This is a genomic window from Microcoleus sp. POL10_C6, from assembly GCF_036701585.1.
GTDB lineage: Bacteria > Cyanobacteriota > Cyanobacteriia > Cyanobacteriales > Microcoleaceae > Microcoleus.
Map to the genome: position 1 here is coordinate 107,985 of NZ_JAUBRB010000003.1, position 23,144 is coordinate 131,128.

Sequence of the window (23,144 nt, forward strand, 5' to 3'; positions counted from 1 at the left end):
TATTAAATAATGGGAATCTGTGTCGCCCTATATAAGCAGATATCCGCTTTTAAGTTATTATCGAATGATGAAATTACCGCCTCTTAACAAGGCGGAGTCCGAGGAGAACCCTGGAGCGGTCAATCTCGACTATTTTAGAGGTAAATGTTTGTTGATAAGAACGATCGCTCATCCCAGAAACCGGGTTTATTTATCCCGTGCGATCGCCTTTCTCAATTCAGCTTGATTGATGATTTGCAGGAAGATAGCCTGAATTCCTCAAATATTCAGAAATTTGACTCGTGTTAAAATCAAAGCTCAGATCGGAATAGGAGAAAATTCTTATGCCAGCCATGACACTCAAAGATTTAAACCAAGTTCAAACCCTTTTTTCCGAAGCGGGTTTAGATTACAAAATTGAATTAGAAGACGGGAGACTTTCAATTGTGGGCCCATCAGACATCGTATCCAGTGAAATCAGCAGTATTTTGATTCGCTTGCTGGGTAACTGGGTTTATCCCCGTCGCTTGGGGAGAGTCTTTGACTCCGCAGGCGGTTTCATCATGCCGGATACGAATGTCAAAGCACCGGATGTTTCTTTTGTGCGGGCCGCCCGCTTGCGCCAAAGTCCGCGTTATTTTGGAGAACTTGTCCCGGATTTGGTGGTTGAGATTAAATCTCAGAGCGATCGCATTAAGCTTATAGAAACCAAGGTTTTGAAGTTTATAGAATTGGGTGCGATCGTCGGAATTCTGATAGATCCTGATGAAGAAACAGTAACTATTTATCGCTCTACAGGTGAACCGACTGTTTTAGGAAATGGCGATATCTTAACAGTAGCAGAACTTTTTCCCGGTTGGGAATTGCCCGTTTCGGAATTGTGGCCTCCTATCTTTACGGAGGAAGAAACACAATTGTGATTCGTTTAAGCTTGGGATTGTTGTTGCAGAAAATAGCCGACGAGATAAAGAGAACCGCAAAGGATTGTTAGGTTGTCACCTGTAACAGCAGCATCTAAGGCTGTTGTTAAGTCGGGGAAGGCTTGACAGAGAGTTAATTCGGGGCAGATAATTTGAGCTAGGGCGGCTAATTCTGCGGGGGATGATGAGTTTTGATCGGGTACGGGTACTAAGTAAAGTCGATCGCCCTTTTTGAGTAATGCTTTCAAAATATCGTCGCAGTCTTTAGTCGCAAGAATGCCGATTACCCAGTTAATCGGTTGGGAACTTTTAAGATTATCGACATATTCACGCAGGGCGATCGCTGCGGCGGGGTTGTGCGCGCCGTCAATTAATAGGTTGTGGTTTTTCCAAGTTGTCTGCTGGAGTCTTCCGGGCCATTGGGTTTTGGCGATACCGTTTTCGATGGCGGTTGGGGAAATTTGCCATCCTTGGTTTTGGAGAATTTGCAAAGTTGCGATCGCAATTGCTGAATTCATTAGTTGAATTTTTCCCAGCAGTGGCAATTGATATTTTATTTTATCCGCATTTTGATTAAACTGATATTCTGCGAATCCTTGTCCTAAATCTATTGCTGGTTTTACCCAAGTGGCTGGACAGTCTAATTCTTGAATGCGTTTTTCTACTACTATTCTAGCTGATTCTGGCAATTCTCCGATAACTGCCGGACATTTTGCTTTAAGAATTCCCGCTTTTTCCCCAGCAATATCGGCGACGGTGGGGCCGAGTATTTGCCAGTGTTCGAGGCTGATAGAAGTGATGACGCTAGCGAGAGGTGTTTCGCAAACGTTAGTCGCGTCTAATCTACCGCCCAATCCAGTCTCTATGACTGCAATATCTGTTTTTTGTTCGGCGAAATACAGCCAAGCTGCGGCGGTGATTATTTCAAATTGAGTGGGAGTTTCGGTGTTGTTTTCGGTGGCGGCGACAACTCGTTCGAGACACTGCTGCAATTGTGTGGAGGAAATCGGTTTTTGGTTAATGCAAATTCTTTCTGTCCAATCGATTAGGTGCGGGGATGTGTAGCGCCCGACTCGATAGCCTGCTTCTGTTAGTACGGAAGAGAGATAAGCGCAAACGGAACCTTTGCCATTGGTGCCGGCAATGTGGATAATGGGTACTTGTTGGTGGGGGTTGTCTAGTTTTTGGAGAAGTTGGTGAATTCTTTCTAGCCCAAGATGGACGCCGAAATGTTGGTAAGATTGAAGGATGGATTCTGCATTCATTGAGGATGATAAATTCTGTTTGTGTGTGAATTATATTTTTTTATTAACCGCAGAGGGCGCAGAGGGCGCAGAGTGAGAGAAGAAAGAGATAGATATCTAAGAAAAGAGAGGTTTATAATTGATTCATTGTATTTATTGTGGGTGAAAAAAGGTGGCTTTGGATATTATTTCTCTGTTTTCGGGTTGTGGCGGGTTGGATTTGGGTTTTCGCTTGGCTGGGTTTAATCCGGTTTGGGCGAATGAATATGATAAGTCTATTTGGGATACATATAATTTCAATCATCCTGAAACTATTTTAGATCGCAGAGATATCAGAAAAATTAATTCTGATGAAATTCCCCACTGTATTGGGATTATCGGCGGCCCGCCTTGCCAAAGTTGGAGTGCGGCCGGCGCTAAACGCGGGATTGATGACAGTCGGGGTCAACTTTTCTGGGAGTATATCAGAATTGTGCGGGACAAGCAGCCTTTGTTTTTTTTAGCTGAGAATGTTAGCGGTATCTTGGCTGCCAGAAACAAGGAAGCTTTTACTTATATATTATCGCAGTTTGAGGACATCGGATATCGGGTTTCGTACAAGTTGGTGAATGCTAGAAATTTTGGGGTTCCGCAAGATAGGCAAAGGGTGATTGTTGTTGGCTATCGGCAGAATCTGGGTTTTAGTTTTGAGTTTCCCGAACCTGGAACTGATGTTTTGACGCTGAAAGATGCGATTTTTGATTTGCAGGCGATCGCGCCTATGTCAGTTAAGGGTAAATTAGATAATTATCACGATTCTGTCCCAAATCACGAATGTGCGGATTTGGGGTTTTCGAGCATTTATATGTCGCGCAATCGAGTTAGAAGTTGGTCAGAACCTTCTTTTACAATTCAGGCAAGCGGCAGACACGCACCTCTCCATCCTCAAGCTAGTAAAATGATTTTGGTTGGCAAAGACAAACGCATTTTTGACCCCAATTCGCCTCAGCCTTACCGTCGGCTTTCTGTGCGAGAGTGCGCGAGAGTTCAGACTTTCCCGGATGATTTTATTTTTAAGTACAAGTATATTGCTGATGGATACAAAATGGTCGGCAATGCTGTTCCTGTGAATTTGGCTAGAGTTTTGGCAAGTAAGATTTTTGGCGATATTTCGACCTTATGAAATTAACATACTTTTTAGTTTTACCATTGAGAATCTCTGGTAAAGTTGTAAGGATTGTCGATTTTAGCTGTAATTCTAATCGCGGGGCTCAAATGCGACCATTAGTGTCAACCTAAGACTAAAATCTTTGATAAATATCGACATCCCTATCGCGGCCAAACTTGGATTGCTATGTCGGCTAGCTTCTGAGCACGTTCTTTAATTGCCTGAGCATTCCAAATTGTTATCTCCTGAAAGTATTTATTCAGGGAAACATTAGATTCTAGGTAAATGGATTTCTTTTCATCAAAGGGTTTGTTTCCAATTTCTGTATTGTACCCTGTTAAGGTAAGATTTCCCAAAGTATGTAAAAACTGCTTGTGTACCTCAGCAGAATTTGCACCTAGCATGGATGGCCACTGGGAGTTTTTTAAATTTTGGGGCATAATGTGTTCTATGGTTAGATTTTGCTTATTTACCTGCTCCTTGCTAAGTGAATCAGTTAAACTTTCCAGGATAAGTTTAACTCGGTCGTTAGAACCCCTGGGGGCATAAACAGGGGTATTGAGAATACCTTTGCGAAACTCTTCATCTGAAGGCCAGATTTTGGTTTTTTCGTATCGACCCAGAACTTTCCGCAGTCCCTCCACCAAATCATCAGGATTTGCTGCCTTGACTTCACGGTACAAATTATTAAATACATTGCCTAAGCTTCTTGTGGGAACCTTAGCAAACCAACGACGCACAAAATAAGATTCTAAGTAACGTAGAATTTTTTCAAAGTTTTCAAGAGAAAGTTCTTTCTGTTCATAGCGATGGTAAACGTTGAGTAGAAAAATATGACAAGTAGTGAAGTCTAAACGGAGCAATCGCTCGAACCAACGTTGCAGACTCTCTTCACGCTCATTATTATCAAACTTTAAGCATTGGTAGTAATTAGCGAATTGGACAAGTTCTTTCAACTTAACTTCACTATCATTTTTCTCACGGTCAAAAACATTTTTAATTTCTTTATAAACTTCTTTTTCCCCAACTGATGTGCCGTCTTTACGCAAATAAAACCAAAATGCAGTTGTCAGCTCACCTGCATATTCTTTTGGGGCCATATTAGCCTTGAACTTATCTTGAAGAGGCAACCATTCCTTCTTGTATATTTCTTCTTGTCTCTCACGAGGCAATTGCATGAAAATATAGTTGCGAACTAAGTCAGCTTGGGTTAATTCTTGTCCCTTATAGTTTAAGCTTTCAAAAATCAGATAGGGGTTGTCTTTATCATCAGAAGTGATATTGACTAGAATTAAGCGCTCTAAAATGACGGCCTTAAATTTGGGTATATCGAGTGTAATATCTTCATCTTTACTAGGCTTTTTAAGCTGCTTTTTAAAAAACGTATAAGAGGCATATATCTGATCTTTTTTCGTTAATCCTTCTTTTTTGGGTTTTTTATCTTGGAGAATACTTTGGTAAGCCTCTCTATCTTCTTGAGTCGGTAAAATTTTATAAAATTCTTCGCCTTTTTTATATTGGTTAATTAAATAGAGATTGTATAATTCTTGAGCAACTTCTGTCTTTTTTTCTCTTATTAAATGATCCCACATAGCAGCCAATAAAATAGTGAGAGTAATCAGACGTTGCTGCCCATCAATTACTAGATAAGGAGATATGCCATCTGCTGTTCCAGCTATTGATTGAGTGACAATAGCTCCTAAAAAATACGAACCTTCTACTTCATCATTATAAAGTTTCATCAAATCTTCCCAGAGCGTCTCCCATTTCTCTTCTGTCCAAGAATAAGGTCGTTGAAAAAGGGGGATTTGAAATTGCTTAGTACCTTCTAATAAATTGCGTAGACTGGTTTCTGATGCTTTCATGTTTATACTGAATATAAGTACACATTTAGTTTACAACTTCTAGTGTATCAGTATAAACATAGAAAATGTTAATTATTGTTAATAGGAGCAGGGTAAGCTGGGTGATACTAAATTCGGTTTACAAACCTGAAGCAGACTGGGCTTTTAATCCGCGACTAAACAAGTGAGATACACGTTGGTAATGGGTAATTGGTAATGGTAAAAGGGTCTTTTAACGCAGATTTTGCATAAATCCTGTTAATTAATTTCCAATTATCATAAAAATTTTGTTAACTGACCTAGATTGTGCTGAATCGCATTTGTCCCGCGAATATGAGACAAGGGAGAACCTCCGTACAAAAAGCTATTCAAACTAACTTGATAATTTTGTTGAACTGCTAAATCCAGCCACAAATTGTTAATTGCATCTCCGGGCTTGTAGCCGGGAATATTGTGCTGATAGTAAGGAAAACTGTCTATACAAGTATTGAAAAAGTTCTTGCGCCCGCAATGCTTTAAATACTGATATCGGGGTTTGAATTGTGTTTGATTTTCCAATACTGTATATATAGTATCTGCGAGAGATTCCGGGTCAAACTTGGCGTAAAGACCCGCACCTTCGGGGAAAACTGGCGAGTTTCCTCTGGCGTATTGGTTGAATTCTTCAAAACAAATTACTGGTACATTGCAACTCATGGCTTCGGTAATGCCCCGGTTTTTTCCTTCGAGGAGGGAACCGAGGACGAATGCTTGGGCTCGCGAATAATATGTGGGGATTTCGCTGTAGTAGTCTACTCTCGGCACTAAGTTAATGTAGTCGGAGGGATTGCCTAAAATTTCCTCCACTTGTTGCCATTCTTGTAAGGCGTACTGGTCGAGAGTTTTCAGGTTGCTAGCATCAAATTCGTGGCCGGTGACGACTGTTAATTTAATCGGTTTTTGCGGATATTTTTGGCGGTAAACTTTTAAGGCTTTGGCAATAATTGGCAAATTTTTTTCTTCGGAAATTCGGGCGACGGCTAGCAAGTCTATGTCTTTGGCGGGGACGTTGCGCGGGGAAATTAAGTATTCGTTGATGAAGTCGGTGTCTTGCAGTGGTATGATTGGTTTGTGAGCGCGCTCTGGATAAGTTTCGCGAAACCATTTATCCCGCTGCGAGTTTTTGTATAAACTAGAGTAGGCGTCAGCTATGGGGGCCCAGGAATAGGAGATTCCGGGGGAATAGGCGAAGGATAAAAATACTGAGGAAAGTTGGGGAAATAGTTTGTTGATGAGTTCGACTGCTTCGCTGAAATAAATTCCTTTGATGAAACGTCCTTCGTAAAACAGCGGGGGAAGCAAGACGTAGAAACTGACGGTATCGAAGCGGTGGGGTTGGTCTTCAAATATTTCCCAGGTAAAGGCGTCTAAGTCTGCATAAATTTCCGCGATTGGTTTGTTAATGTGGGGGTTTCGTAAATACGGCTTTTGTCGATCGTAGTTTCCGCGTACCATATAATTCTGAGTGTGAGTATCTAGCTTTTTTTATTTAACCGCAGAGGCCGCAGAGACCGCAGAGGAGAAGAGAAGAGAGTTATTCACAAGTCATCGACGGGTTGTTCTACTGATTCATTGTCGCCTATTGTGAGGGCGAGTTGGTAGATTTGGCGACGGGGGAGGGATGTTTGTTGCGCTAGTTGACGGCTGGCTTGGGAACGACTTATGCCTTGTGCAATTAATGTTTGCAATTCTGCTTTAATGGCGTCTTCGGAAAATATTGGGGCTGCTGTTTGGATGCCGGCAATTACGAGGGTAAATTCTCCTTGGGGTTCGCGATTGGTGTAAAGTGCGATCGCACTTTCTATACTACCACGCCAAAACTCTTCGTGCATTTTCGTCAATTCCCTCGCCAGCACAATCTGTCTGTCGCTTCCCAAACTATTTGCTAAATCTTGTAAAGTTTGCCGCAATCGGTGGGGAGATTCGTATAATATTATAGTGCGGGATTCTATTTGCAAAGCTTCTAAACTTTGTTGGCGTTCTTGACCTTTCACGGGTAAGAAACCTTCAAATACAAATCTCTCAGTGGGTAATCCCGATGCAGTTATACCAACTATGCAGGCGGTCGGGCCGGGAATCGGAATAATGTTAATATTAGCATCGGCGCAAGCTTTGACTAACTCGGAACCGGGGTCAGAAATTCCCGGCATTCCAGCATCGGTAACGAGGGCAATACTCTTCCCTAATAGCAGTTTGTCGATTAATTCGGGGAGTCGCTGGTGTTGGTTGTGTTCGTGATAGCTGATTTGGGGAGTTTTGATTTGAAAATGGTGCAAAAGTTTGCCTGTATGGCGGGTATCTTCGGCGGCGATGAAGTCTACTGTTTGCAAGATTCGGATGGCGCGAAAGGTCATGTCTTCGAGGTTGCCGATCGGGGTTCCTACGAGGTAAAGTGTTCCTGTATTGGGATTTGCTTGCATTTTGATATTTTGAAGTTTTTAATCGCAGATAAAGCACGGGCGGGACGCCCATGCCACACATTTAAGAAGATATGAAAACGGGATTGTTTTTGGGATTGGCGACTTTAGATTTAGTTTATTTGGCCCAGAAGCCTCCGGGTGAAAATCAGAAAGTTGTTGCTTCTGATTGTACCATTGCTGCGGGCGGGCCGGCGGCGAATGCTGCGGTCACTTTTAGCTATTTGGGGAATGCGGCGATATGGGCTGGGGTTTTGGGCACTCATGCGATCGCCCAATTAATTCGTGCAGACTTAGCGGAGTATAATGTCAGGATAATTGATTTGGAGCCCGGGCGATCGCACTCGCCGCCAGTTTCCTCGATTATTGTAACTGAAGCAACGGGCGATCGATCGGTAATTTCCATCAATGCTACGAAATCGCAAGTTGACAGTCAAACAATTAACCAGGATATTTTAACATCAGTTAGTATGGTACTGCTTGACGGACATCAAATCGCAGCCAGCAAAGAAATTGCTCAACTTGCCCACTCGAAAAACATTCCCATTGTCCTCGACGGCGGCAGTTGGAAACCCGGATTAGAGGAAATATTGCCTTTCGTTGAATGGGCTGTATGTTCCGAGAATTTTCATCCGCCCAACTGCGACAATTCCGAACAAGTCTTTGCTTACCTGTCAGCAGCCGGAATTTCCCATATTGCCATCACGCGCGGCGAAAAATCAATTTTATACCTCAGCAATGGCAGTTACGGCACTATACAAGTACCTCAAATTCAAGCCACAGACACTTTAGGCGCAGGCGACATCTTTCACGGCGCTTTCTGTCACTACATTTTGCAAAATAACAACTTTACAGATACTCTCACTGCAGCAGCTAAAATCGCTTCCCATTCCTGCAAAAACTTCGGAACCCGCGGCTGGATGAATAAGGGTTAATTTTAATTAAAAATTAACCAAAGTATCCGGGGAAAACCCCTCCCAGCTAGAAAAGTTGAACTAGCAACACCTGTTAAGTTAAAATCCTGACAGCAACCTCGACAAAATTTGTGAACTTCTCTCTTCTCTTCCTTCGCGCCCTTTGCGCCTTCGCGGTTCCTTAACCAAATTGCTATATTAGTAAGACAAGTTAAAGTCACACAAAACACTCCCAAAACAACATACCCGAATCATGCCTGACACCCAACCTCTAACTATCACCCTTCCCCCTTTGCGGATTACCCTAACAGAACAACAGCAAGTTAACCTAGAATGGCTGACACAAAACTTGCCCAATCTACTCACCCCAAGCAAACAAGAAATCCCCGACAATATGAAACAGTGGGTGGCGGCTAACAAATTATTAAATCAACCCGACGCAGAAATTATTCAAGCACTAATAAATACCGGCATAGATGCAGAAACAGCCACCGCAGAAGTTAGGGAAATATCATCTCATCCCTATTTTCAAGCAGGTAGTCAGTACGTCCAGTTATTGCAGAAATTAGAATCGCATCTTAGGATTAGCAATCAATTAGCCGCATTGTCTTCCAAATTTGGCACAATCGAACGTAAAAGCAGCCTTTCCAGAGAGTATTTTCTTGAAAATTACTACGCCAAAAATACTCCAGTAATTATTACCAATATCATGCACAACTGGAAAGCATTGCAGTTGTGGACGCCGGAGTATTTGCAAGAAAAATATGGCGATGCAGAGGTACAAATTCAAGCCAACCGGAACTCTGACCCGAATTACGAAATTAAGATAGAAAACCACAAAAAAATTGTTTTGTTCCGCAAATATGTAGAGATGGTGGTCAAGGGCGGGCCTAGCAACGACTACTACATGGTTGCTAACAACCAAACTCTGGAAAGAGAGGAATTTAAACCCCTATTCAACGACATTGAAATTTTTCCAGAATACCTAAATCCAACGGATACAAAAGGCAGAGTTTTCTTTTGGTTCGGCCCGAAAGGCACGATTACACCACTCCACCATGACCCAGTTAATTTAATTTTAGCTCAAGTGTCGGGTCGCAAACTAATTAAATTGATTTCTCCGCAACAAACACCTCTGCTTTATAATCACGTCGGTGTTTTCAGCAAAGTGGACGGCGAAAATCCCGATTATGACAAATACCCGCTTTACAGAGATGCGAAAATTATTGAAGTAATTTTGGAACCGGGAGAAGCTATCTTTATTCCTGTCGGTTGGTGGCATCATGTAAAATCATTGGAGGTTAGTATTTCGGTTTCGTTTACTAATTTTGTGTTTCCTAATTATTATGAATGGAAATATCCTCATATTAATTGGTAATTGCTAATGTATGGTTTCCAGGGGCGGGCACGGGGACACCGCCCTACAAAAATCTGCGTTAATCGGCGTTCATCTGCGGTTCATAAACAAGAAATTCATGAAAACTCTCGAAGAAATCAGCGAAATTGCCCGATCGATCGCCTGGAGTGCATCAGATATCCTACAATCCTATTATCGGCAGGATTCCAACACTCCTAACCTCGACATCCAAGAAAAAAAAGATGGCCCCGTCACCGCCGCCGATGTCGCTGTCAATTCTTACATTCTCGACGAATTGCAGTCGGCTTTAGGGAATGCAGAATTTGGGTATCTCACCGAAGAAACTTACAAATCTTATTTAGAAAAAAACGGTCAAGTTCCCTTACCTCAAAGTTGGGTTTGGATTATTGACCCGTTGGACGGAACGCGAGATTTTATTGACAGGACAGGTGAATTTGCAGTTCACATTGCTTTAGCGTTCGAGGGAAGACCGGTATTAGCAGTTGTGGCTTGGCCCCAACAGCAAAAGATTTATTACGCAATCCGCGAGGCGGGCGCTTTTATGGAAAGTCGGAACGGTTCTGCGGTAAAATTGCAGGTTTCGGCGCGAAATATAGTGGCAGATTTATCTATAGTAACCAGTCGCAGTCACCGGGGCGATCGCTTTAATCAATTGTTACAAAAACTGCCTTGTCAAAATCAAATAGCTGTCGGCAGTATCGGCTGTAAAATTGCGACAATTGTCGAACAAAAGGCTGATGTTTATATTGCGCTTTCGGGAAAGTCTGCGCCGAAAGATTGGGATTTAGCGGCACCGGAATTAATTTTGACGGAAGCGGGCGGCCAATTTACTCGTTTTGACGGTTCTACTTTGCAATATAACCGGGGAGATGTGAGTCAGTGGGGGGGATTGTTGGCGAGTAACGGTTACTGTCACGCTGCTTTATGCGGGGAGGCTGAGCAAATTTTAGCGGGGATAGATGGGGGCTTGAAGTAAGTACGTGAAGCGAAGCTATCCCGTAGGGAATCGCCCCTAAAGATTGTCACGGATAACTCGTAGCGGCGGGTTTTACCAACAATAATGGCCTAAAACCCATAATACAGTAAAGCCGCTCCGATCGCACATATGTATCAAAAATCCCGCTCTTAATCTTTAAGTCTCATTACACTTGCGATTGAATGCTTTTTGTGTTAGGTCCGCAACCTCGCGATCGCTCATCCGCAATATTACTTAATAAAATTCCCCAACTTTATCAAAACTTTAATTAAATAGGGGTTTATAAAGAAAACTTTATATAGATTTTCTCAAAAAACAGTTATTGTTACTACAACCTTCAGAAAGTGTTTCGGACGCAAGTAGCGAAACAGGGTAATCTTTGTCTTTTTTTAGCTATTAGTAGGTGTATTATGCCAAATTTAAATAATCAAGTTTCATCAAGTGCGATCGCCTTTATCGACACTCAAGTTGAAGATTATCAAAGTTTGATTGCCGGGGTAAAACCGGGTACGGAAGTAATCGTTTTGGATGGGAATCGGGATGCGATCGACCAAATTACTCAAATTTTAGCTCTTCGTACCAATATTGACAGCATTCACATCGTTTCTCACGGTGCTCCGGGTAGCTTGCAACTCGGCGACGTTCGCTTTAGTTTAGATGATATAGAGTGCGATCGGCAGGATCTACAGCAATGGTTTTCGCCACAAACCGACTCAAGGAGCAAAAATCGACCTAATATCCTCCTATACGGGTGTTCCGTAGCAGCAGGCGAGACAGGTAAAGCATTTGTCAAACGCTTGAGTGAGTTAACGGGGGCAAGAGTTGCCGCTTCCCAAAACCTCACCGGAAGTGTAGCAAAGGGCGGGGACTGGGAACTGGAAGTCAGAACCGGGGAAATAGAAACGCCGCTGGTATTTGAAGCCGAAGTATTAGCGGGTTACGAGTATGTTCTGTCTACTTTTGGTGCTGCGACTAATTTTCCCATAACCTACAGTCTCCGTAAAGTTGCCACTGCGGACTTTAACAAAGACGGCAATCTTGACCTAGCCTTTGCCACCACTGGAGAGAATCGCAACGTCTCGATCGCATTGGGAGATGGCACGGGCCAATTTGGCGCTGCCACTAATCTTAACACGAGTCCGCCAAGCGCTCTCACTACCTGGTCTGTCGCTGTAGGCGACTTTAACAAAGACGGTAATTCTGACTTGGTTACGGCCAATTCTTCTACTAACGACGTTTCTCTCCTGTTAGGAAATGGCGATGGCACTTTTGGTGCAGCCACCTACTTTGGTGGGGTGTTAGGTCCCGCTAGCGTCGCTGTGGGAGACTTCAACGGGGATGGCAATTTAGATTTAGCTACAGTCAATCAAACCTCTAACAACGTCTCCATCTTGCCGGGTAATGGTAATGGTAGTTTTGGCGCAGTCACTAATTTGAGCTTGGGGTCAGATTATTATTCAAATCCCTATTTTGTGCTTGTCGGCGACTTTAACAAAGATGGCAAGTCTGACTTAGCGACAGCGAACGTTGGTTATAATAACAGCGTATCAATCCTGTTGCAGAATGCTAATGGCACTTTCGGCGCTGCCACTAACTTTACCGTTGGAAATAGCCCTAAATACATTGCTGTAGGAGACTTTAACGGGGACAACAATCCTGACTTAGCAACCAGCAATGAAACCTCAAATAACGTATCAATACTGTTAGGAGATGGCACTGGAAGCTTTAGTGGAGCTACCAACTTTAGCGTTGGAACACAACCCCTTGCTATTGCTAGTGGTGACTTCAATGCAGATGGAAAAGTCGATTTAGCCACAGCCAACAATACATCGAACGATGTCTCCGTCTTGTTTGGAAGTGGCAATGGCAGCTTTGGGACTGCCACTAATTTTATTGTGGGAACCAATCCCCAAGGTATTGTTGTCGGCGATTTTAACAAAGATGGCTTATCTGATTTAGCTACGGCGAACTTTGGCGGTCAAAACACCTCAATTCTGCTGAATACATCCCCGGCGGTAAATTTTGGGGCTGCAACTTACAGTGCAATAGAAGGAACCGCAGATACAGTAGTCAATATTCCCGTTACTATCAGCGGCACTCCTGACGCTGCTTTAACAGTACCAATTGTCATCGACCCCAGCAGCACAGCCATCCAAAATTCAGACTACACCTTTTCGCCTACTACTGTTACTTTCCCCGCAGGTGCAACAGGTGCCGCACTCACCCAGAATATTGCAGTCACGATAAAACCCGACAATCTCCCTGAAAACGCCGAAACCGCAATCCTCAACTTTGGCCCAATCACCGGAGGCATTGCAGGTACAACAAAACAAACAACATTAACTATTGCTGCTAACGGTAGTGTTTCTTACGCTGTAGCCGCCGATATTGCAAGCATTTCTGAAGGTAATAGCGGCACAAAACCTCTGACTTTCACTGCGACTCGCAGCGGCAACACAGGCGGGGCAAGTAGCGTCAATTATGCAATAGGAGGAACAGCTACAAACGTCAGCGATTACAACAATATTGGCGGCACTTCAGGGGCAACTGCTGCTACTGGCACAATTAATTTTGCCGCCGATGAAACATCCAAAAGCATTACTCTCGATGTATTAGGCGACACCCTAGTTGAACCCGACGAAACCATAGCCGTCACCATTTCAAGTCCCACAGGCCCAGGCGTAACACCGACAATTACCACTGCTACCGCTACCACAACTATTACTAATGATGACAAAGCTGGCTTTACTATTAACCCAACAGCATTAACTACAAGTGAAGTCGGTGGCACTGGTACCTTCACTGTCAAACTCAACTCTCAACCCACTGCTGATGTTGCGATCGATTTGAGCAGTGACAATGTTGCAGAAGGAACTGTTTCAACTAATAGATTAACTTTCACTTCTGCTAACTACGATCAACCGCAACCAATAACAGTGAGTGGTGTTGACGATTTAGTAGCTGATGGCCCTCTACCTTACAAAATTGTCACGGCTGCTGCTGTCAGCACCGATCCTAATTACAATAACGTCGATCCTGATGATATCACCGTCATCAACAGTGACAATGAAACTCCGGGAATTACGGTGAATCCGACGGCGGGATTAACTACGGGTGAAGATGGCACTAAGGCTAACTTTACTGTGGTTCTGAATACTCAGCCAACTGCTGATGTGACTATCGGTTTGAACACGGATAATGTTGCCAAGGGAACAGTTTCGACTAATAGTTTAACTTTCACTCCGGCTAACTGGAATACACCGCAGCCGGTGACAGTAACAGGGGTTGAGGATAGCATTGCTGAGGGCGATATTGACTACAAAATTGTTACGGGGGCTGCTGTTAGTACCGATGCCAATTACAGCAACCGAGATGTAGCGGATGTTAGCATTACCAATAAGGACAATGATACGGCTGGTGTTTCTATTACTCCTACGGAAACAACTGCTACAGAAGGCGGTGCGAATGGCAGTTATGGCATCAAATTAATGTCGCAGCCGATCGCCCCTGTGACGATTAGTTTTGCCAATGGCGATCAAATAAATGCGATCGCACCGATTACCTTCGACACGACTAACTGGAATGTGGCGCAACCAGTCACAGTCACGGCTACAGACGATGCGGTTGTGGAAGGGCCGCACACAGGCAGTATTTCTCATACGGCTGCTAGTGCTGATAGTAAGTATAGTGCGATCCCGATTCCGGGCGTGACAGTGGCGATTACTGATAACGATGTAGCACCGCCAACGCCGACACCCGTCACTCCGACACCGACACCCGTCACTCCGACACCGACACCCGTCACTCCGACACCGACACCCGTCACTCCGACACCAACGCCGACACCCGTCACTCCGACACCGACACCCGTCACTCCGACACCGACACCGACACCCGTCACTCCGACACCGACACCCGTCACTCCGACACCGACACCCGTCACTCCGACACCGACACCGACACCAGTCACTCCGACGCCAACGCCGACAACTGGCACTCCGACGCCGACACCGACACCACCGCCAACTGCTGGTACGATCGACACACAGAAGAATTGGTGCGGCGTAGAAGCTGGATTGGATAAACTTCAGAAAATTCTTGACAACCAATTACAGGCAGTTAACCTACCCATTGTCGGCCCACTGAAGAACATTTCCCCAGATTTTATTAGCAACTTCAAGACTAAGCTAGTCGATGCAGTTAAAAATGGGGCAAATCAAAGTATCAGTCAGTTAGAAAGTAGCATCCGCACAGCACTTGGGCCAGATTTCACAGTCGCTCTAACTGGGAATTCGACACCTGATGAAAACACGTTGCTAATTACCCTTGGCAAACAATATCAGTTTCCCGACATCAATCTCTCTAAAAACTTAGGAGTACCGGCATTAAGCTTAGATGTAGATGGGAAAGCCAAATCAAAATACAACTACAACTTGTCCCTAGGAGTTGGTGTTAGTAAAGATTTCGGCTGTTACATAGATACTGACAAAACCAAGTTAACCGCCAACATTGACTTCGGCCTAAATGACCAATTCAAGGCAAAAGGCAACTTAGGCTTTTTCCAAGTAGACCTCGCCAACGATCCCAAAAAACCGACTAAAGTCGATGCCAACCTCGAAGTCAAGCTGAAGGACTTAGACAATCTTGGTGGGCCCAATGATGGCTCTCGCCTCACCCTGCCAGAACTGCAAGGTAACTATCAGTTCAAAGACTTATTCAATGCCAACTTAAAGAGCAATGCCAATCTCGGTCTCACCGCAAAGACCAGCATCAACGGCAATGCTGCCTTCCCCTCCTATAACTTCGACTTAGCAGTTAATTGGCCGATCCTAAATTACGCTAACGGTCAATTAACCGGGCCGCAAAAGCCCGCAGTTGCATTTAACAATATGCAACTAGATTTGGGGACATTTGTAAACAACTTTGCCAAACCAGTGATTGGTAAAATTTCCGATGTCATTAAACCATTTCGACCAGTTATCAACTTGCTGAATGCCGACACCAAGTTACTGTCTAAACTAGGGATAGCGGGGCCGTTTGATAAAAATAAGGATGGCAAAGTTAGCGTACTAGAACTGGCAGCAAAAATCTCTGGTCGCGATATCGATACTCGCTTTTTAGATGCGGTTGCCAAGGTTGATAAAGTTGTTAATTTGGCAAACCAAATAGCAAACTCTCCCGATAAAATCGACTTGGGTTCCTACACTCTGGGGAATATAGATGTTACCGCTCAAAGTGCTAATCTTCAGAATGCTTCCCCAGTGGCAAAAACTGCTGTACAGCAAACCGCTAAGCAACAAATTAACTCCAAAACAAATGGCAAGGTCAAGGAATTTTTAAATGCTTTACAAGACATTGATGGCTTTGATGTGCCACTCTTGACCAAACCGCAAACCGCGATTCAATTGCTGATAGGTAAACCGGATGTTCCGGTATTCACCTATCAGATGCCCAAACTGGGATTTAACTTTAATATTCGGAAAGATTTTCCGATATGGGGGCCCATCAATGGTTTACTTGAAGGCAAGTTTAGTGCTTCAGCTCATCTAGGATTTGGGTACGACACCTACGGATTAAACCAGTGGAAAAACTCGAATTTTGCTGCGGGTTCTGCTGGCAAAGTTTTGGATGGATTCTATGTAAGCGATCGCGAAAATGCTGACGGCACAGGACGAGATGTTGACGAACTCACACTTGACGCTAGTATTGCGGTGGGTGCTGGGATAGACGCGAAAATTGTCTCCGGTTATGTCAAAGGTGGAATTCAAGGAAAAGTCGGCATCGATTTGATAGATATTGGAGAATTTCAGCCCAAAAAAGGCGGTGACGGCAAAATCCGAACATCGGAAATTACTTCCCGCATCAGCAAACCCTCGCAACTGTTTGATGTAACAGGAAAAGTCAATGCTTTTTTGGGTGCTGAAGTTAAGTCAATTTCAGTGAAAATCTGTAAGAAAACTATTCCAGCAGTAAAAGTTTGGACGCCGTTCGGTCGCAAAACCATCACCCCTGAATTCAACCTACCTTATCCCTGCGGATTAGATTACAAAAAAGTCTACGATAAGAGCTTTGCCACATTTGAGTTAGCTAAGTTTAGTTTAGGGCCGAGTTCTAGCACTAGGGGCAAAGCAATTAACGGTTACATGGCCGGGGCGACAGTCTTCTTCGATGCCAACTTTAATGGAATCCAAGATGAAAACGAACCGTTTTCAATTACTAACGCAGAGGGCAGCTTTGACTTAGATGTCTCTCTTGACCAATTCGACAAAAATAATAGCGGCGACCTTGAACCGGATGAAGGCAAAATTGTACTGATAGATGGCATCAATACCTCTACTTATTTGCCACAGCAAACGCCCCTATTTGCCACACCAGATGCTACTGTCGTCACTCCGTTAACTACCCTATTGACCGAGTTAATCGAGCAAGGTACTGACCCTAATCAGGCGCAAATTCAAGTAAAATCTGCACTGGGAGTGTCGTCAGGAATTGACTTGACTAGCTACGATCCGCTACAGGCAATTACTCAAAACGACCCGAACGGTTTGGCGGTTTATGCAGCACACGCTCAGCTACAAAACACCATTGTTTTGATAACTGATTTAATTAGCGGTGCTTCAAATACCGCGAAAAATGAGATTGCCGATCGCGTAATTTCCGCCGTTGCCAATCAAATTAAATCTGGCACTGTCGATTTAAGCAATTCAACGCAATTGCAGGCCATTATTGAGTCGGCGACAAGCCAACTGCAAGTACCGCAAGTATCTAGTATTGCTTCGGATGTTGCCTCTATTATTGCCGAGGGAAATCAGCGAATTGGTGCGATCGCCTCCAGCAATTCCTCGCCCTCAGATGCCGCGACAGAAATCGCCCGCATACAAAAAGTCGCACAAGGAGAAGTAGCCCAAGATTTACTGCAAGTCGCAGCCGGAAATAAAACGATTCAGTCGGCGATTTCCGAAAATACTGGTGCATCTCTAAATACCAAAATTCAGTCGGCAACAGCTAACAATCCCACAGTCCGCAATACCTTAGATACTGATGAGTCTAGCACACCATCTACACCCGATGAACCATTCCCAGAAAGCGGTATTGAATTCGTTAAAGATGGGGAAAATACTACCGAAAGCACCGATGGCGATGATACCCTCATGGGCAGCGCTAGCGATGATATATTGCGCGGTAAAAAAGGGAATGACCTGTTGTTTAGCCTTGATGGGAATGATTGGATGAATGGCAATCAGGGGAACGACTTAACAGATGGTGGAATTGGGGACGATACGCTTTATGGCGGAAAAGGTTTTGATACTTTGACTGGTGGTGTCAGCAGTGACTTCCTTTCTGGCAATCGAGGTGAAGATATCCTAATTGGTGAAAAAGCCGACGATACTCTCTACGGCGGTCAAGGCAATGATATTCTGCTAGGAGGTCAGGGTAACGATTTCCTCAGCGGCGATTTGGGCCAGGATACCTTAGTAGGGGATGTAGGCAATGATAAATTCTTACTCTCTACCAATTCTGGTATTGATACAATTGATGACTTTGAAGTCGGTCAAGACTTGTTAGTATTGGGTAACGGGTTGAGTTTCTCGCAATTGGCAATTGCCGAAGATAGCGGTTCAACTTTAATTCGGTTTGCCCAAACAGGGGAGATTTTAGCTTCTCTCAGTAGTGTTTCTGCTAGCAATATTAGTGCGGTTAATTTCGGATTGCTTTAAGAAAGATGTGGGTTCAAGCACTTATTCTATCGGACTTTAAAGTAAGTACGTGAAGCGAAGCTATCCCGTAGGGAATCGCCCCTAAAGATGGTAGGAAATAAGTTTTAGGGGCGGGTTTTACCAAAAATAATTGCCTAAAACCAATTATCTCGTAAACCCGCCCCCACCCTTGCCCGAAAATCCGCCAGGGGTTGAAACTAACGGCGGAATCCCATCGCACATCTGTATCAAAAATCCCGCTCTTAATATTTCAGTCTAATCACACTTGCTATTGAACGGTTTTTGTGTCATATTCTCCACCTCGATATCGCTCATCCGCAATATTTTTTAATAAAATTCCCCAACTTTATCAAAACTTTAATTAAATAGGGGTTTATAAAGAAAACTTTATATAGATTTTCTCAAAAAACAGTTATTGTTACTACAACCTTGAGAAAGTGTTTCCGATGTAATTCGCGAAACAGGGGAATCATTGTCTTTTTTTTAGCTATTAGTAGGTGCAGTATGCCAAATTTAAATAATCAAGTTTCACCAAATGCGATCGCCTTTATCGACACTCAAGTAGAAAATTATCAAAGTTTAGTCGCTGGGGTAAAACCGGGTACGGAAGTAGTCGTTTTGGATGGGAACCGGGATGCGATCGACCAAATTACTCAAATTTTAGCTCTTCGTACCAATATTGACAGCATTCACATTGTTTCTCACGGTGCTCCGGGTAGCTTGCAACTCGGCGACGTTCGCTTTAGTTTAGATGATATAGAGTGCGATCGGGATTCTCTACAGCAGTGGTTTTCGCAACGAACCTACTCAATCGGCGACACTCGACCTAATATCCTGCTGTACGGGTGCTGTGTAGCAGCAGGCAAGACAGGTAAAGCATTTGTCAAACGCTTGAGTGAGTTAACCGGGGCGTCGGTTGCGGCTTCCCAAAACCTCACGGGAAGTGTAGCAAAGGGTGGGGACTGGGAACTGGAAGTCAGAACTGGGGAAATAGAAACGCCGCTAGTATTTGAAGCCAAAGTATTAGCAGCTTACGAGTATGTTTTGAATAGTTTTGGTGCAGCTACAAATTTTGGCGCAGGGTCAGGTCCCGGACGTATTAATGTAGGAGATTTCAACGCTGATACTTTCCCCGACTTGGTAATAAGCAACCAGAATGACGACAACGTTTCAATTTTGTTAGGGAATGGCACAGGGGGTTTTGGCACAGCTACCAATTTTGCCGTAGGTTCAAGTCCGGGTTACGTCACATCGGGACTGTTTAACAATGATAATTTCCCCGACTTAGCAGTAGTAAATAGTAGTAATATCTCAATTCTGTTAGCAAATGGTACTGGTGGCTTCTATGTAGGTAATGATTTCAATGTGGGTAATACTCCCCTTTCAATAGCTGTCGCGAACTTTAACGCCGACACTTTCCTCGATTTAGCAGTGGTAAACGCTAACCCTCAAGGTGCTTCTGGTAGCGTCTCAATTTTGTTGGGAAATGGTGCTGGCAGCTTTGGGGCTGCCACTAATTTCAATGTTGGTGCCATTCCTGGTTCCATTGTTGTAGGCAACTTTAACGCTGACAGTTTCCCCGACTTAGCGGTTGGCAACAGCTTCTCTAATAATGTCTCAATTCTGTTAGGAAATGGTACGGGTGGATTTAGTGCAGCTCCTAATGTTGGGGCTGTACCAACTCCAAATTCGATCGCCACTGGGGACTTTAACGGAGACAATTTCCTCGACTTAGCCACAGCTAACGGCGGTTCTAACAGTGTGTCAATTCTATTGGGAAATGGCACTGGTGGCTTTGGCCCGGCCACTACTGTTAACGCAGGGGCAGGGCTTAACGGCATTGTGGTGAAAGACTTTAGCGGAGATGGCAGACTTGACTTAGCAGTTACAGGAACCAGCGGCGCTGCAATTTTAGTAGGCAACGGCAATGGCGGTTTTAGTTCACCCATTAACTTTGCTGCAGGGACAAGTCCAATTTCCCTTATTTCAGGCAACTTTAATGCTGACACTCTCCCCGATTTGGCAGTAGCGAACAACGGTTCAGGTAACATTTCGGTGCTGCTGAATACACCCACTACAGTATCCTTCGTTCCTCCCAAAATAGGCAACACTTACAACGTCAATGAAGGCACAACCGACACAATAATTGATGTCCCGGTTACTATCAGCGGTGGCACTCCCTTAAGTGATTTAAATGTACCCATTGTCATCGATACCAGCAGCACTGCTACTCAAGGTGCAGACTACACTCTTTCAACCACATCCCTTACTTTCTCAGCAGGCACTACTACTCTCACCCAAAATATTGGTGTCACTATTAAAGCTGACAATATCGTTGACAGTAACGAACAGTTAGTTCTCAATTTTGGTGCGATTACAGGCGGTGTTCCCGGCGGTACGAGTCAAGTGAAAGTGGCTATATTGGACAGGAATAGTTCTTACTCAATTGTCGCCGACAATCCTACCATTACCGAAGGCAATACTGGCAAAACTCCTGCGACATTTACTATTACTCGCAGCGGTAGCACGGAACTTTGGAGTACCGTAGATTATGCCATTACTGGAACTGCGACAAACGACACTGATTACAACAATATCGGCGGCACTTCTGGCGCAACTGCTGCTACTGGCAAAATCAGTTTTGCTGCGGGAGAAACATCCAAGACTATTACTTTGGATGTGTTGGGAGATGGCAATATAGAACCGGATGAAACTGTTGCCATTACTTTATCAAATTCAGTTTCACCGGGTGGCGCACCGACTATTGCGACGGCTACCGCTACCACAACTATTACTAATGATGATACTGCCGGCATCACTGTCAGTCCAAAAGCAATATCAACAACCGAAGCTGGGGGAAAGGCAGAGTTTACTGTCAAATTAAACGCTGCACCAACTGCTGACGTTACCATCGATTTGAGTAGTTCCAATCCAGCAGAGGGAACAGTTTCTCCTAATAGCTTAACTTTTACTCCCGCTAACTACGGTGAACAAACAATAACGGTGAGTGGTGTTGACGATTTGGTAGCTGATGGCCCTCAAGCTTACAAAATAGTCACGGCTGTTGCTGTGAGTACCGATGTTAATTACAAAAACCTCGATCCTGATGATGTCGCCGTCACCAACAGTGACAATGAAACTCCGGGAATTACGGTGAATCCGACGGCGGGATTAACTACTGGTGAAGATGGCACCAAGGCTAACTTTACTGTGGTTCTAAATACTCAGCCGACTGCTGATGTGACTATCGGTTTGATCAGTGACAATATTGCCGAAGGAACAGTTTCGACTAATAGTTTAACTTTCACTCCTGCTAACTGGAATACACCGCAGCCAGTGACAGTAACAGGGGTTAACGATAGCATTGTTGACGGCGATATTGACTACAAAATAGTCACGGCGGCTACTGTTAGTACAGATGCGAATTACAGCAACAAAGATGTAGCGGATATTAGCATTACCAATAAGGACAATGATACCGCTGGTATTTCTATTACTCCCACGGCAACAACTGCTACTGAAGGCGGCGCGGCGGGCAGTTATGCGATCGAGTTAACGTCTCAGCCGATCGCCCCTGTTACCATTAACTTTAATGCCGGAAGTGAAATAAATACGATCGCGCCTGTTATCTTTGACAGCACGAATTGGGATGTTGCCAAAACTGTCACTGTCACTGCTACCGACGACAGCAAAGCCGAAGGCACGCACAGCGGCACGATCGCTCACACTGTTATCAGTACCGACACTAAGTATACCGGCACGGCTATTCAGGATGTAAATGTAGCTATTACCGACAACGAGACAGCAGGTGTCAGCATTTCTCCCACGCAAACAACTGCTACAGAAGGCGGTGCGAATGGCAGTTATGAGCTTAAGTTAAGGTCGGAGCCGATCGCCCCTGTTACCATTAACTTTAATGCCGGAAGTGAAATAAATGCGATCGGGACAATGACCTTTGACAGCACTAACTGGAATGTTGCCAAAACTGTCACTGTCACCGCTACCGACGACAGCAAAGCCGAAGGCACGCACACGGGTATGATCGCTCACACTTCTGCCAGCACCGATACCAAGTATAACAACCTGACGCTTTCTCCTGTGACTGCCACGATTGCTGACAACGATGCCGCAGGTGTGACTATTTCACCAACGAGTACAACTGCTACCGAAGGTGGTGCCAATGGCAGTTACAGCGTTCAACTAACTTCTGTGCCGAGTGCGCCAGTGACGATTAGTTTCGGCAATGGCAATCAAATTAATGCGATCGCTGATGTTACTTTTGACTCTACTAACTGGAATGTGGCGAAACCAGTGACTGTAACGGCGAAAGACGATGCGGTTGTTGAAGGAAATCATACAGCCAGTATTTCTCATACGGCCCAGAGTGCTGATAGTAAGTATAGTGCGATCGCGATTCCGGGCGTGACAGTGGCGATCGCTGATAACGATTTAGCGCCAGAACCGGGCGGTGGTGGCACTGTAGAAGAACCAGGCGGTGGTGGCACTGTAGAAGAACCAGGCGGTGGTGGCACTGTAGAAGAACCAGGCGGTGGTGGCACTGTAGAAGA

At 44.4% G+C, this 23,144-nt stretch carries 12 protein-coding genes; 8 read left to right on the forward strand and 4 right to left on the reverse strand.

The genetic code is table 11. The features are described from left to right. Positions 1-144: 144 nt before the first annotated feature. Both QUA34_RS02735 and QUA34_RS02740 read left to right on the forward strand, forming a co-directional pair. On the forward strand, positions 145-288 hold the full coding sequence (locus QUA34_RS02735) for a hypothetical protein (protein ID WP_333383919.1): 144 nt from the start codon (positions 145-147) through the stop codon (positions 286-288). A gap of 35 nt (positions 289-323) precedes the next feature. Then, positions 324-899, forward strand: coding sequence for a Uma2 family endonuclease (locus QUA34_RS02740; RefSeq protein WP_333327028.1), 576 nt, complete (start codon positions 324-326; stop codon positions 897-899). Between the two features lie 5 nt (positions 900-904). On the opposite strand, the gene QUA34_RS02745 is transcribed toward QUA34_RS02740, so the two are convergent. After that, positions 905-2,164 carry a folylpolyglutamate synthase/dihydrofolate synthase family protein gene (locus QUA34_RS02745; protein ID WP_333383922.1) on the reverse strand — a complete coding sequence of 420 codons (1,260 nt, stop codon included), beginning with the start codon at positions 2,162-2,164 and terminating at the stop codon, positions 905-907. 151 nt (positions 2,165-2,315) lie between these two features. Here QUA34_RS02745 and QUA34_RS02750 point away from each other — a divergent pair, with 151 nt between their 5' ends. After that, positions 2,316-3,305, forward strand: a complete 990-nt coding sequence (locus QUA34_RS02750; protein ID WP_445242788.1) for a DNA cytosine methyltransferase — start codon at positions 2,316-2,318, stop codon at positions 3,303-3,305. A gap of 146 nt (positions 3,306-3,451) precedes the next feature. Here QUA34_RS02750 and QUA34_RS02755 read toward each other — a convergent pair whose 3' ends face one another. The 3 genes from QUA34_RS02755 to rsmI all read right to left on the reverse strand — a co-directional run bounded on the left by QUA34_RS02755 (position 3,452) and on the right by rsmI (position 7,593). Then, complete coding sequence (locus QUA34_RS02755; protein ID WP_333383927.1) at positions 3,452-5,155, reverse strand: DUF262 domain-containing protein; 1,704 nt, start codon at positions 5,153-5,155, stop codon at positions 3,452-3,454. Positions 5,156-5,410: 255 nt separating this feature from the next. Then, positions 5,411-6,628 (reverse strand): glycosyltransferase, encoded by a 1,218-nt coding sequence (locus QUA34_RS02760; protein WP_333383930.1) that lies wholly within the window; start codon positions 6,626-6,628, stop codon positions 5,411-5,413. An 83-nt stretch (positions 6,629-6,711) separates the two neighbouring features. After that, the gene (gene rsmI / locus QUA34_RS02765) at positions 6,712-7,593 is read right to left on the reverse strand and encodes a 16S rRNA (cytidine(1402)-2'-O)-methyltransferase (RefSeq protein ID WP_333327020.1); all 882 of its coding nucleotides are present in this window, start codon (positions 7,591-7,593) and stop codon (positions 6,712-6,714) included. A gap of 71 nt (positions 7,594-7,664) precedes the next feature. Between rsmI and QUA34_RS02770 the strand changes: the two genes are divergently transcribed. From QUA34_RS02770 to QUA34_RS02790, 5 genes are all read left to right on the forward strand, one after another. Continuing rightward, positions 7,665-8,525, forward strand: a complete 861-nt coding sequence (locus QUA34_RS02770; protein WP_333327018.1) for a sugar kinase — start codon at positions 7,665-7,667, stop codon at positions 8,523-8,525. Between the two features lie 232 nt (positions 8,526-8,757). Beyond that, the gene (locus QUA34_RS02775; protein WP_333383935.1) at positions 8,758-9,882 is read left to right on the forward strand and encodes a cupin-like domain-containing protein; all 1,125 of its coding nucleotides are present in this window, start codon (positions 8,758-8,760) and stop codon (positions 9,880-9,882) included. A gap of 97 nt (positions 9,883-9,979) precedes the next feature. After that, entirely contained in the window at positions 9,980-10,858 is an 879-nt protein-coding gene (locus QUA34_RS02780) for an inositol monophosphatase family protein (RefSeq protein ID WP_333383938.1), read from the forward strand. Between the two features lie 410 nt (positions 10,859-11,268). Then, positions 11,269-18,576, forward strand: coding sequence for a DUF4347 domain-containing protein (locus QUA34_RS02785; protein ID WP_333383941.1), 7,308 nt, complete (start codon positions 11,269-11,271; stop codon positions 18,574-18,576). Between the two features lie 504 nt (positions 18,577-19,080). After that, the coding region (locus QUA34_RS02790) for a DUF4347 domain-containing protein (protein WP_333383944.1) at positions 19,081-23,144 on the forward strand (4,064 nt) is incomplete at its 3' end.

What these genes read in the sequence shown, in the direction of transcription:
- QUA34_RS02735 (WP_333383919.1), top strand. Translation starts at nt 145, where the DNA reads ATGTTTGTTGATAAGAACGATCGCTCATCCCAGAAACCGGGTTTATTT.
- QUA34_RS02740 (WP_333327028.1), top strand. Translation starts at nt 324, where the DNA reads ATGCCAGCCATGACACTCAAAGATTTAAACCAAGTTCAAACCCTTTTT.
- QUA34_RS02745 (WP_333383922.1), bottom strand. Translation starts at nt 2,164, where the DNA reads ATGAATGCAGAATCCATCCTTCAATCTTACCAACATTTCGGCGTCCAT.
- QUA34_RS02755 (WP_333383927.1), bottom strand. Translation starts at nt 5,155, where the DNA reads ATGAAAGCATCAGAAACCAGTCTACGCAATTTATTAGAAGGTACTAAG.
- QUA34_RS02760 (WP_333383930.1), bottom strand. Translation starts at nt 6,628, where the DNA reads ATGGTACGCGGAAACTACGATCGACAAAAGCCGTATTTACGAAACCCC.
- rsmI (WP_333327020.1), bottom strand. Translation starts at nt 7,593, where the DNA reads ATGCAAGCAAATCCCAATACAGGAACACTTTACCTCGTAGGAACCCCG.
- QUA34_RS02770 (WP_333327018.1), top strand. Translation starts at nt 7,665, where the DNA reads ATGAAAACGGGATTGTTTTTGGGATTGGCGACTTTAGATTTAGTTTAT.
- QUA34_RS02775 (WP_333383935.1), top strand. Translation starts at nt 8,758, where the DNA reads ATGCCTGACACCCAACCTCTAACTATCACCCTTCCCCCTTTGCGGATT.
- QUA34_RS02780 (WP_333383938.1), top strand. Translation starts at nt 9,980, where the DNA reads ATGAAAACTCTCGAAGAAATCAGCGAAATTGCCCGATCGATCGCCTGG.
- QUA34_RS02785 (WP_333383941.1), top strand. Translation starts at nt 11,269, where the DNA reads ATGCCAAATTTAAATAATCAAGTTTCATCAAGTGCGATCGCCTTTATC.